We start from the raw sequence: 12387 nt of genomic DNA, 5'->3' as shown, positions 1-12387 counted from the left end.
ACGGGGCGATCAATCCTTGGTCGCCGTGAAGCGCCGGGACTGGCTTGCGGCCGCCTCAGCCGAAACCGGAACGAAGCCGGGTGGGGTCTGGGGGGCGCGCTCGGCACGCTGCGATGCGGCTGCCGGGTCGGTGGCGTTGTTCGCCTGATCGGTCCGCGCCGGCGCATTCTGGCGAGCATTCTGGGCGCTGGCGGCCTGCCGGGTGGAAGGTAGTTGGCTCTGCTGGTGATCCTGTGGCACGCCCCAGGATGCATTGAGCCCGAAGGGATTCACCCGGGTGAAGCCGAAGCCTTCCAGATCGCAGGCGGATGCCGCAGGGGCGGTGCCGGCAAATGCCGTCACGGCGAGCAACAGGACATAGGATTTGCGCATCGGGGACACCTCCGTCAGATCAGAGTGCGACGATACAACATAACCAAGATGAAACGCAAAAGCTTTCAGGCCGCGGTCGGGTGATTTCGGGCGGATTATCGGTGCATCAGGCGCAACGCTGGCCAGGACCGTGGCGTGCCAGCCAGTTTGCCACATGCGCGCCGGCGAGCATCAGGCTTCCCAGCGTGCTCATCGCGGTTTCGACCGGCTCTGGTACCGGCAGCAGCAGCGCCAGCACCAGCGCGCCAAGCCCGGCAAGTCCGGCGATGAACACCCCGATCCGCTGGTGCCGCGCTGCGGTCAGCAGCAGCCATGCGCTGACCGGCCCTGCGATCAGCACGATCCACAGATGCATGTCGAAGGGCAGTGCCAGAGCATGGCTGAGCCAGGGCGAGCCTGCCAGCAGCAGCGGCAGCGCCAGGCAGTGGATCAAGCACAGGATCGACGCGGAAATCGCCACGCCCTCGGCAAAGTCAGCCGATTTCGGCGCACGAACGGCGCCTGCAAGGCTGCTTGGGATCATCTCCACTTCTCCACTTGTCGAACTGCGCACGAGCCTATAATGATATAACGTTACATAGCAACACCAGAAAGGTTCCCCATGCCCACGCCGATATCCGCCCTGGACCGCAAGCTACCCGTCACCGTGCTTTCTGGCTTCCTCGGCGCGGGCAAGACCACGCTGCTCAACTACATCCTGGCCAATGTCGAGGGCCTGCGCGTCGCGGTGATCGTCAACGACATGTCGGAGGTGAACATCGACGCCGCTCTGGTGCGCGGCGGCGAGGCGGCGCTCAGCCGGGCGAGCGAGGAGCTTGTCGAGATGACCAATGGCTGCATCTGCTGCACGCTGCGCGACGATCTGCTCAAGGAGGTGCGGAGCCTCGCCGAGGCGGGCAGGTTCGATTATCTGGTGATCGAAAGCACCGGCATCTCCGAGCCGCTGCCGGTCGCGGCGACGTTCAGCTTCCGCGACGAGGCAGGCGAGAGCCTCGGCGATGTCGCCAAGCTCGACACCATGGTGACCGTGGTCGATGCGGTGAACCTGCTCAACGATTATGCCAGCCACGAATTCCTGGCTGATCGCGGCGAATCCCTCGGCGAGGACGATACGCGCAGCCTGGTCGCGCTGCTGGTTGAGCAGATCGAGTTTGCCGATGTCATCATCGTCAACAAGGCCGAGGACGTTCCCGCAGAGCATCTGGCGACCGTCACCAAATTGTGCGCCTCGCTCAACGCCGATGCGCGGATCATCCCCGCCAGCCGCTCGAAAGTTGATCTTGCGCAGATACTCGGCACCGGGCTGTTCGACGACGACCGTGCCGCAGAGCATCCCTTATGGGCCAAGGAGCTGTACGGCTATGCAACCCATCGGCCCGAGACCGAGGAATACGGCATCGAGAGCTTCGTCTATCGTGCGCGCCGTCCGTTCGCGCCCGATCGCTTTTATGCCTTTCTGACCGGAGACGGGCTGGAAGGTGTTGTCCGCGCCAAGGGTTTCTTCTGGCTGGCGACGCGCACCGAATGGGTCGGCGAACTCGCGGTGGCGGGATCGCAGACGATGACGTCGCGGCTGGGCCGCTGGTGGGCATCGGTGCCCAAGAACCAGTGGCCGCACGACAACCAGTTCGAGGATTTCGTCGCGCACAACTGGGATGCGGTCTGGGGCGACCGGCGGCAGGAACTGGTGTTCATCGGCATCAATATGGACGAGGCGCGGCTTCGCGCCGGACTCGATGCCTGTCTGGTCGACGCCGAGGGCTATACCCCCGATGCCTGGCAGCGCCTCGCCGATCCGTTTCCGGCCTGGGGCGAACAGGCCCGTGTCCTGGAGAGCGCCTGAGCCATGACCAGTGCATCTGCAACTCTGAACCATCCGCCTGCCATCACAAGCTGGCAGGACATCTTCGATCCGGACACCCGGATCGTCATCGACCCCGAGGCCGTGCTGCTGCGGTGGGACGAGATCGCGCCGCTGCTCGATCTTGCCCCCTTCGGCCATCGCGCCGCTGGTCCGCCCGACACGGTGGCACAGGCGCTGCCGCCGATGCCTCCAGCGCTCACTGCTGCGATCACCGATCTCGCCACCCGCTTTGCCGCGCTGATGCGGTGCGAGACGGTGCGGGTGCGGCTGGAGGGGGTGACCGGCAATGCCTGTCGCAAGGTGCACGCCGACTATACCGATCTCAGGCTGATCTGCACGCTGGCGGGGCCGGGCACCGACTATACGCTGCGCGATGATCCCGACGCTCCGCTTCAGCGCATTGCGACAGGCGCGGTCGCACTGTTCAAGGGGCAGGAATTTGGCCCGGGCCATCGCGCCTGCCTGCATCGCTCGCCGCCGATCGAGGGCAGCGGGGACAAGCGGCTGGTGCTGGTGATCGATACGCCCGACCGGCATCCAAATGGCTAACGGCGCGCGCATGCGATGGGCGGCCTGGCTGGCGGCGAGCGTCGCGATGCCCGCGTCCGCGCTGGCGCACGACACCGACCCTCCCGTCATCGATGACCAGCAGCCCGCTGACGATCGCCCCTCCGCCGAACAGGCTAATGCACTGGGCGAACAGGGCCGCGCGAGCGAGAATGCAGTGCGCGCCGCATCGGACGGGTTCGGGGTCAGTGTCGGGCGAGAGACCATCGGGATCTACAGCGCGGCCGAGGTGCGCGGTTTTTCTCCCACACGGGCGGGCAACATCCGCATCGAGGGGCTGTATTTCGATCAGGTCTGGGGGCTGACCAGCCGCATCCGCCGCTCGACCACGATCCGGGTGGGGCTCAGCGCCTTCGGGTTCGATTTTCCAGCGCCGACCGGCATCGTCGATTACAGCTTTCGCAAGCCCGGCGACAGCGCATCGCTCGCCGCGCTGGTCGATATCAACAGCTTTGGTGCCGCAGGCGCTGAGGTCGATGTCAGCCTGCCGCTGATCCAGGACAAGCTCGCGCTGGGGGTCGGCGCGGGCGTCTATCGCAACGCCTTCTACAACGCCACCGACAGCTTCCAGCATATCGAGGCAGTCTCGGTCAGGATCACGCCGAGCGACCGGATCGAGATCATCCCCTTCTGGGCGCGGTCGGACCTGTATGGCGACGAGGCGGGGCCGATCTACATCCCCGCCGGCGACTTCCGCCCGCCGCGCGTGCCGCGCCGCCGCTATTTCGGGCCGGACTGGGCGCGCTACCGCGGCGTTGCGATTAACTACGGTGCCTTCGGACGCGCCGATCTGGGCGACGACTGGGAGCTGCGCGGCGGTCTGTTCCGGTCGCTGTTCGATGACGCGCGCGCCTTCACCAACCTGATCTTCGACCTGACGCCGCAGGGCGAGGGCGCGCAGCTGATCCTTGCCGATCCGCCGACCAAGCTTGCATCGACCAGCGGCGAGGTCAGGCTGAGCAAGGTCTTTGCCGAGGCCGAGCGCACGCATCGCATCACCGTCAGCCTGCGCGGGCGCGACCGGGGGCAGGTGTTCGATGGCGCCGCGCGGATCGATCTGGGGCCGGTCCGCATCGGCGAGGTGCTCAATCCGCCCCGGCCCGGTTTCGCCTTCGGGCCGCAGGCGAATGACAGCGTGCGGCAATGGTTTGCGGGCGTCGCCTATCAGGGCCAGTGGCAATCGGTGGGCGAACTGACGCTGGGCTTGAGCTACAGCGACTATCGCAAGCGCGTCGACCAGCCGGTGTTCGGCACGGTGAGCACGCGCTCAACCCCGCTGCTGTACAATCTGGGCGTCGCGATCACCGCGATCGACGATCTGGCGATCTATGGCAGCCACACGCGCGGGCTTGAGGAAAGCGGGGTCGCGCCTGCCTTTGCGCTCAACCGCAACGAGGCGCTGCCTGCGATCATCACCCGCCAGTCCGAGGCAGGGCTGCGCTACCAGATCAGCCCCGATGTCCGGCTGGTTGCCGGCGTGTTCGATCTGCGCAAGCCCTATTTCGATCTGGATGTCGACAATGTCTTCCGCGCGCTGGGCGATGTGCGCAACCGCGGCATAGAGCTCTCGCTCTCAGGCAAGGTCACCGGCAACCTCAGCATCGCGCTGGGCGGCGTGCTGCTGGATCCCAGGGTGACCGGCGATGGCGTGCGGCTGGGGCGGCTGGGCCGGCGCCCGGTGGGAACACCGCGCGAGCGGATCGACATCAATCTGGACTGGCGCCTGCCGTTCCTCCCCGGGGTTTCGGTCGACACCGGCATCAGCCATTCCGGCAGGCTGCCTGCGACGATCGACAATGCCGTGTTTATCGAGGCGCGCACGCTGGTGTCGCTGGGCGGACGCTATGCCTTTGATCTGGATGGGACGCCTGCGACCTTCCGCGTCTCGATGAGCAATGTCTTCGATGTCCGCGGGTTCGATTTGCGCGGCCCGGGCGCTTACGACATCTTCGACGGAAGGCTGGTCAGCGCCTATCTGACGGTCGATCTGTGACCCTGGCGTCCTTCCATTCCACCGCGCTTGCCCAGCCGATTTGCCCGGTCTATCTGGGCGACCATCCATCGCTTTTGCGATCATCCGGAGGTTCCTTAATGCGTCATACCCTGTTGCTTGCCACCACCGCGCTGCTGCTTTCCGCGCCTGCATTTGCCGAAGAGGGCATGTGGCTTCCTGGCCAGACCCCTGCGCTCGGCGACAAGCTGAAAGAGGCCGGGCTCGAGCTATCGCCCGCCGATCTGGGCGACCTCAAGACCGCGCCGCTCAATGCCATCGTCTCGCTGGGCGGCTGCTCGGCCTCGTTCGTGAGCCCAGAGGGCTTGGTCGCGACCAACCACCACTGCGTCTATGGGTCGATCCAGTACAACTCCAAGCCCGGCCAGGATTATCTGACCGATGGATTCCTGGCCCAGACCAACGCCGACGAGGTTCAGGCCGCGCCGGGATCGCGCATCTATGTGATCGAGGACCTGCGCGACGTCACCGCGGCGATGACCAAGGGTGTCACCAGCAAGCTGTCTGGCCTCGACCGCTACAACCGGCTGGAAAGCAACCGCAAGAGCCTGATCTCCGATTGCGAAAAGCAGGCCAACCGCCGCTGCGACGTTCGCCCCTATTTCGGCGGGCAGACCTATTTCCTGCAGCAGCAGCTCGAGATCAAGGATGTCCGGCTGGTCTATGCACCCGCTGGCGGCATCGGCAATTTCGGCGGTGAGACCGACAACTGGCAGTGGCCGCGCCACACCGGCGATTTCGGCTTCTACCGCGCCTATGTCGCGCCCGATGGTTCGTCGGCGCCGTATTCCAAGGACAACGTGCCCTACAAGCCCAAGTCGTGGTTGAAAATTGCCGACAAGCCGCTGGAGGAAGGCGATTTCGTGATGGTCGCGGGCTTCCCCGGTGTCACCCAGCGCCACTGGACCGCCGCCGAGGTTCGCCACAATTTCGAGCAGGTCTATGCCATCGACCAGCAGCTGCGCGCCGATTATTCGGATGCGATTATCCAGGCGGTGGCGGGCAACAAGGATGCCGAGATCAAATACGCATCGATCCTCAAGGGATCGGACAACTACAAGAAGAAGCTGCTTGGCGAGATCGCCGGGGCCGATGCCATCGACCTGCTGGGCCGCAAGGACCGCGCGGATGCGGATTTCCGCGCCTGGGTGGCGGCGGACCCTGCGCGCACCCGCCAGTATGGCAAGGCGCTCGCCGATCTCGACGCGCTGGTCGCCGAATCGAACCAGGCGAGGGTGGACAGCCTGCGGCTCTCGACATTGGGCCGCGCGCAGCTGCTGTCGGCGGCAGGAACGCTGTATCGCTGGGCGAAGGAGCGCGAAAAGCCCGATGCGCAGCGTGAGCCCGGCTTCCAGGATCGCGATCGTCTTTCGATCCGCGAACGCCTGACCCAGATCGAGCGCCGCTTCGATGCAGGCGTCGACCGAGTGCTGTTCGAGCAGGCTTTGGGCGAATATGCCAAGGTGGCGGCGGACAAGCGCAATGCGCCGCTCGAAACCAAGATCGCCGCGATCGGTATGGATCGGATGTACGCCGACACCCAGCTGGGCGACACCGCGCAGCGCATTGGCTGGATGGACAAGCCCGCATCCGCGTTCGAGGCCTCGGCCGATCCGTTCATCCAGCTCGCGGTGGCTGCCTATCCGGGCGCCAAGGCGGATGAGGACAAGGCCAAGGAGCGGGCAGGGCGGCTGCAGGCAGCCCGCTCGCAGGTGATGGCTGGGCAGCTCGCCTTCGCCAAATCACAGGGCCGCACTTTGTACCCTGATGCCAACGGATCGCTGCGCTTCACTTATGGCAAGGTCACCGGCAAGCAGCGCGACGGCCTGATCTGGACGCCGTTCACCACCGCGGAAGGACTGGTCGCCAAGCAGACCGGGCGCGGCGAGTTCGATGCCCCCAAGGCTGCGATCGACAAGCTCAAGGCGCGCGACTTCGGTTCCTATACCGACGCCAAATTGGGCACGCTGCCGGTCAACTATCTGTCGACCGTGGATATCACCAACGGCAATTCGGGCTCGGCGACGCTCAATGCGCGCGGCGAGTTCGTCGGACTGGCGTTCGATGGCACGCTCGATGGCGTGGTGTCCGACTGGTCGTACGATGCCGCAATCAACCGTACCATCCACGTCGACAGCCGCTTCATGCTGTGGACCATGGAAAAGGTCGATGGCGCGCAGCGGCTGCTGAGTGAAATGGGCGTGGCAAAGTAAGCGCTCCAGGCGGGCGGGGCTTAGTCGCTCCGCCCGCTTGCGTTCCCGCGTCAGAAATCGACGGTGAGGAACATCGTCAGCTGGCGCGGCGAATTGACCTGATAGCTGCCGCTGCCGACCAGAGCGAGATCATAGGCGTTGGTGAGGTTCTGCAATTGCACCCTCAGCAGCGCGGGGTTGTCGGCCAGATCGAACCGCCAGCGCACCCCTGCATCCAGAATGGCGCGCGCCGGCAAGGTTACGAGATTGCGCGTGTCGGCGGCGCGGGTGCCGCGATGGGTGACGTTGAACGTCAGCTGCACGCCGTCCACGCCGGGGAGCGCATATTGCGTCGCCAGCGTCAGCAGCTGCGAGGGCTGGCCCAGCGGACGCCGCCCGACGCGGCCCAACCTGACCCCATCGCCGGTGACGCGCGGTTGCATCAGCACTGCGCCCGCGACTACGGTCAGCCCCTTGGCGAGCGGCCCGGCGGCGGAGAGCTCGATCCCGCGATGGCGGACATCGCCCAGCTCGCGAAACACATTGGCCTCATCTGCGGCGAAATAGGGTTTGCGCACATCGAACAGCCCGGCGATCAGGCTCATCCCCCAGGGCGCCTTCCAGCGCAGCCCGCCATCGATCTGCGATGTCAGGATCGCAGGCAGCGCTTCGGTGCGATTGGCGGCGCTGTCGGGTGCGATGCCGCTTTCCTCGAGCCCCTTGGTGTAGCTGCCATAGACCGCCAGCCTGTCGCTGAGCTCGAGCGAGGCGGTGATATTGGGCAGCCATGCCTGATCGTCGGTGCGCGCGAGCGGGGCGCCGGGGCGATCGACCCGCTTGGCATACCAGGTGTGCTGCAATCCGAGGCTGAGACCTCCGACGCCAGCCCAGCGGCCGTCATAAGCGACGCCCGCGATCCCCTGGCGCACCGTCTCGCCGGTTTGCGGCACGAAGGTGAAATCGGGTGCGGGGATATCGAGCACCTCATCCACCGGCGCGCGTTCGAAATCGATCCGCCCGCCGCCGCCATAGCGGCTGACCCGCTCGCGCCCGCGCACCGCGAGATGCACGGTGTGGCGGCGCGGACCATCGGCAAAGGTTCGGCTGAGTCGCAGTTCGCCGCTGGTCCCCGCGAGCGACAAGGGCGGGTCGCTTGTCACGCGGCGGATCGCTGTGCCGTCGGGGCGCATCGCGATGAAGTTCTGCGCGAAATTGGTGCTGCTGTCCGATGTCGAGCGGAACAGCCCGGCAGCAAGCTGCCACTTGTCGCTGAGCCGTGCCTTGGTCAGCGCGCCGTAATGCTGCACGGTGTTGCGCTGGTCCGCCCATTCGGGGCCGGGGAAGCGGCGGCGCTCGACGCGCGGCGGCAGGAACGCGCCTTCGGGGGTGTAGAGCGGCGCGGCCTCGCGGTTGTACAGGTCGATCCGGCTCCAGAAGGGGACCACCTCGACACCCGCGACGGGTTTCCAGCGGGCGGCCAGTGCGTAGGAACCGAAGAACGACTGGTTGCCCGGCGCGAGCTCGTCGACGAAGCCGGCCACGCCTGCCACCAGGCTGAGCTTGTCCTCGATCACAGGAATTTGCGCGTCGAGCTCGAGCCGCCCGCCGCCCCAGCTGTTGAGGCCGAACATGGTGCTGAGCACGAAGTCGTTGCCCGCGGGGCGGATCTTGTAATCGACGATGCCGGTGGGGGCGGGGAACAGATAATTCTGCGCGGTCAGCCCGACGCGAACGACGTTGCTCTGCACCAACCGGTCGGTGAACGAGGCCGGACGGTCGAAATACAGCCCCTCCAGCCGGATGTTGTTGGCGGTGACCGGTGAAAAGCCGCGCACGTCGTTGCCGCTGTAGAGTCCGACGCGTTCGTTGCCGATGCTGGTGCCGAAGGCATCCTCGGCGCCGCCCGCGGCATTATCGGTCACCCGCTGAGCAAGCGCGGGGTCAGTCAGCCCCAGTGCCGCTGCCGTCAGCAGGATCGAAGCGCGGAACATCCGCAAGGATCTGGACGTCGAAGGGGCGTTCGCTGAAGAGATAGTCATAATAATACTCGCGCAGTCGCGTATGATAGGCGCGGATGCGCTGTTGAAATGCAAGCTGGGCGGTGACATCCGTCCCCGCTAGCGCAGTCATGGCCTGCGCGATACCCGCTGGTGGCAGCACCCAGCCCGCAGCCCGGGCATAGGCTGCGCGGCCCGCGATGCCGTCGCGATAGGCCTGCGATTGCTTGGCAACATGCACATCGCCCAAGTGCTGAAAGGCGAAATACCATTTGTAGTGGAAGGTGGGCGGCAACGCGCTTCCGGCTGCATGCTGCGGATAGAGCGCCAGGAACGCGTCCATCGTCTGCTCGCGTGGGCGATCCCACGCGCCGTGGACGAATTCGCGATTCTCGCGCGCCAGCGCCGCACCATCGGGCACCGGTACGGCGGCGTTGATCACCAGATTGGCGGCAGCGGGAACGACGAGTGTCAGCGCGAACCAGATCGACGCGAGGGTCGCTGCGTTGACCACCGAGCTTGCGCCGCGCCGCGCCACCAGCAGAATGACCACCGACCAGAACAGGCACGCCAGCATGATCAGCCCGCCGAAGGCCAGCGCGCGGGGCAGGGCGGTTCCTGCCAGCACGGCCCCCACTGCAAACGGGATCAACAGCGCGGCGAGCACGCCTGCGATCCGTACCGCAATCCGCACAGACCAAAGCCGCCGACGCGCCCTGGGGAGAGCGGACAGCATGAACAGCCGCCCCGCCTCGCGCTCGCCCGACCAGAGGTCATGCAACAGCGCGATGAGCACCAATGGCGCGATGTAGATGGTGATGAACACAAGGTCGAACCGACCGGCCAGCGACAGCTCGGGATTGGCGCTTTCGTTTTCATAGAGCTGCGCTTCGAGCGAGAGCGAGCGCACCCGCAGGATGGCTGGCGCGATGTCGCGGTTGCCCAGCGCGGCGAAGGCGAGGTCCGAGGGCGGATCCCAGACGGGCTGGAACCCGTAATAGGCGCCATAGCCGGCATCCTTCACGAAGCTGGCCACCGCTTGTTCTTCGGCGGGCTGGCCTGCAAGCATCCGCTCGATCATCGCCTGATCGCGTGCGACATTGGCAAGCCCGATGGCGACGCCTGCGGCGGCGAACACCGCCAGCAGCACCAAAGCGGCAAGCGCAGCGCGGTTGCGGCCCAGCAGCCAGATTTCGCGGATCACGCTGCTCATGCGCCGAGCCTTCCCATCCGCCGCGCAGCCAGCGCCAGCCCGCCCAGCGCCAGCACGATCCACAGCGCTAGCAGCGCCAGCGAGGGCAGCATCGCTGCCATGCGAGCCGATGCCGAGGGCGCGGCGAAATCAAACCGGGGCATGGTCTTCCAGAAGTCTGCGGAAATGCGCGTGCGCCGGTCGGCCAGCGGGTCCTTGCTGCGCGCGTTGTCATCGGCACCGGACACCGCGGTGGCCTGAAGGCCGTTGAGCCTCTGCACCAGATCGAAGCGATAGGCTTCCGCCGCATTCATGAACGCCGTGTGGGTCGTCAGATCAGTGGCGGCGCCGACCATCGACGCGTTGCGCACCGACAGCGCGGGGCTCAATACGCCTGCCCAGGCCAGCCAGCCGGACTGGCGCGCGCGGATGGCATCGGCGCGCGCGGCATAGTCCTTGAACAATTGCGAGGTGATCCGCTCGCCCTCCTGAGCCAGGCGCCCGCGATAGTTGAACGGCAGGTCCTCGGTGCGGGTGACGCCATATTGCTTGAGCAGGTTCGCCTTGAACGCGGCGAAATGCGGATCGTTGGGGTTGTGGCTGTCGCCGATGCGGCGCAGGTCCGCGGCAATCGCAAGTTCGGTGTCGACCCGGCTGGGCAGCGGATCGGCAACGCCTGCCCAACCTGCCGCGGCGCGCGGCACCAGCACCACGATCAGCGCCCAGGCGGCGATCAGCGCGATCAACGCGCCCTGTGATGTTCGCGCAATCGCCGACAGCGCCACGATGCCCAGAACCCAGGCGGCGAGATACCCGGCATAAGCGAGCGCGATCACCAGCGCGACGGCGGCTTCATGCGGCTGGCGCAGCGCCGCCCAGCCCAAGGCCACCAGCGCGGGTGTCAGCGCGAGCAATGCGACCAGACCCAGCGCAAGCGCCTTGCCGCCGACGATGCTGCCTGCGCTTGCGCCATGCGCCGCCAGTGCGCGCAGGCTGCCGCGCTCGCGCTCGCGCGCGACGGTCGCAAAACCCAGGAAGATCAGCAGCAGCGGCGCCAGTGTCTGCAGCACGAACGCCGGGGTCAGCTGGCCGAAGCGCAGCAGATCGGATGATTCACGCGCCGCGCCGAAGGTCGCGCTGTTCTGCCGGTGGCCTTCGAGAAACACCACCGTACCGGTGAAGGAATCCACGCCCGGATCGAACGCGGCGAGCGGCCCGACGGGGCGCAGCGCATAGGTGCCATAATGCACCATGCGGTGCGGGTGGCGGTCGGGCTGCGCCTCGAACTGCGCATCGGTTTCGGTCTGCGCCTGCGCGCGCGCCCGTGCGGCCTCGGTCATCTGCACCGCAGAGGTAACCGCCGCGATTGCGGACAGCAGCAGCAAGGTTACGACCCCGACCAGCGCCAGCCGCGACCGCAGCATAAGGCGCAGCTCGGCTGCGGCAATGATCAGGCTGCGGTTCATTTCACGCCCGCAAAGCCGTCGTGCAGCGTGTTGAGATCGAAGCGCGGACCGGTCTCTTGCGCGCGCCATTCATTGGCGATCCGTCCGCCCGCGATCAGGCCGATGCGGTCGGCGGTATCGGCCGCGCCCAGCAGGTCGTGCGTGACCATCAGGATCGAGACCCCGCGCGCCGACAGCGCTTCGAGCAGCGCGTGGAAATCCGCTGCGGCTGCCGGGTCCAGCCCCGATGTCGGTTCATCGAGCAGCAGCAGCGGCGTGTTGCGCAGCAAAGCGAGCGCGATTGCGGTCTTCTGACGCATCCCTTTCGAGAAGCGCCCGGCGCGCTGGTCCCAGGCGGTGGCGGCGAGGCTCACGCTCTGAAACGCCTGCTCGATATCCGCGCGTGGCCTGGCGCAATCGGCAACTTTCAGGAAATACTCGACATTCTCGCGCGCGGTCAGCTGATCGTACAGCGCGACGTTTTCGGGGAGATAGGCAACCGATGCGCGCACTGCATCCGGGCTGGTGCGCGGGTCCTGCCCGCAAACGGTGAGCGTTCCCGACGAGAACGGCAGAAAGCCCAGGATCGCAAACAGCGTGGTCGATTTGCCCGCGCCATTGCCACCTAGCAGCGCATAGATTTCCCCCGGCGCCAGCGACAGGCAAAGACCGTCGACGATGCGCCGGTCCCCGCGTTCAACAACCAGATCGGCGATGGCCAGGGTGCAATCGGTCACCTTAATCCCT

The 12387-nt window shown here is 66.4% G+C and carries 10 protein-coding genes; 4 read left to right on the top strand and 6 right to left on the bottom strand.

Translation table 11 applies throughout. The annotated features are described in order from the left end of the window. Positions 1 to 9: 9 nt before the first annotated feature. Together B5J99_RS00745 and B5J99_RS00740 are read right to left on the bottom strand one after the other, a co-directional pair. Entirely contained in the window at positions 10 to 372 is a 363-nt protein-coding gene (locus tag B5J99_RS00745) for a hypothetical protein (protein ID WP_117351135.1), read from the bottom strand. 106 nt (positions 373 to 478) lie between these two features. Then, positions 479 to 895: a MerC domain-containing protein gene (locus B5J99_RS00740; RefSeq protein WP_162892393.1), complete on the bottom strand. Its 417-nt coding sequence runs from the start codon at positions 893 to 895 to the stop codon at positions 479 to 481. A gap of 78 nt (positions 896 to 973) precedes the next feature. Between B5J99_RS00740 and B5J99_RS00735 the strand changes: the two genes are divergently transcribed. The 4 genes from B5J99_RS00735 (at position 974) to B5J99_RS00720 (ending at position 7027) form a co-directional block, all read left to right on the top strand. Further along, positions 974 to 2215, top strand: a complete 1242-nt coding sequence (locus B5J99_RS00735; protein WP_117351133.1) for a GTP-binding protein — start codon at positions 974 to 976, stop codon at positions 2213 to 2215. Between the two features lie 3 nt (positions 2216 to 2218). Beyond that, complete coding sequence (locus tag B5J99_RS00730; RefSeq protein ID WP_117351132.1) at positions 2219 to 2785, top strand: DUF1826 domain-containing protein; 567 nt, start codon at positions 2219 to 2221, stop codon at positions 2783 to 2785. A gap of 10 nt (positions 2786 to 2795) precedes the next feature. Continuing rightward, on the top strand, positions 2796 to 4796 hold the full coding sequence (locus B5J99_RS00725) for a TonB-dependent receptor domain-containing protein (RefSeq protein WP_162892392.1): 2001 nt from the start codon (positions 2796 to 2798) through the stop codon (positions 4794 to 4796). A gap of 98 nt (positions 4797 to 4894) precedes the next feature. After that, on the top strand, positions 4895 to 7027 hold the full coding sequence (locus B5J99_RS00720; protein WP_117351130.1) for a S46 family peptidase: 2133 nt from the start codon (positions 4895 to 4897) through the stop codon (positions 7025 to 7027). A gap of 50 nt (positions 7028 to 7077) precedes the next feature. Here the strand turns inward: B5J99_RS00720 and B5J99_RS00715 are convergent, their stop codons facing one another. From B5J99_RS00715 to B5J99_RS00700, 4 genes are read right to left on the bottom strand one after another with little or no spacing between them, the layout of a single operon-like run. Next, positions 7078 to 8997 carry a TonB-dependent siderophore receptor gene (locus B5J99_RS00715; protein WP_245991698.1) on the bottom strand — a complete coding sequence of 640 codons (1920 nt, stop codon included), beginning with the start codon at positions 8995 to 8997 and terminating at the stop codon, positions 7078 to 7080. After that, positions 8948 to 10216 carry a DUF3526 domain-containing protein gene (locus B5J99_RS00710; RefSeq protein ID WP_117351128.1) on the bottom strand — a complete coding sequence of 423 codons (1269 nt, stop codon included), beginning with the start codon at positions 10214 to 10216 and terminating at the stop codon, positions 8948 to 8950. The genes B5J99_RS00715 and B5J99_RS00710 overlap by 50 nt, the downstream gene beginning before the upstream one ends. Then, positions 10213 to 11661 (bottom strand): DUF3526 domain-containing protein, encoded by a 1449-nt coding sequence (locus tag B5J99_RS00705; RefSeq protein ID WP_117351127.1) that lies wholly within the window; start codon positions 11659 to 11661, stop codon positions 10213 to 10215. Before B5J99_RS00705 ends, B5J99_RS00710 begins: the two co-directional genes overlap by 4 nt. Beyond that, positions 11658 to 12383, bottom strand: coding sequence for an ABC transporter ATP-binding protein (locus tag B5J99_RS00700; RefSeq protein ID WP_425456475.1), 726 nt, complete (start codon positions 12381 to 12383; stop codon positions 11658 to 11660). The genes B5J99_RS00705 and B5J99_RS00700 overlap by 4 nt, the downstream gene beginning before the upstream one ends. Positions 12384 to 12387: the final 4 nt, after the last annotated feature.

The organism is Blastomonas fulva, assembly GCF_003431825.1.
Lineage (GTDB): Bacteria > Pseudomonadota > Alphaproteobacteria > Sphingomonadales > Sphingomonadaceae > Blastomonas > Blastomonas fulva.
This window is presented reverse-complemented; position numbering and strand designations above follow the sequence as displayed.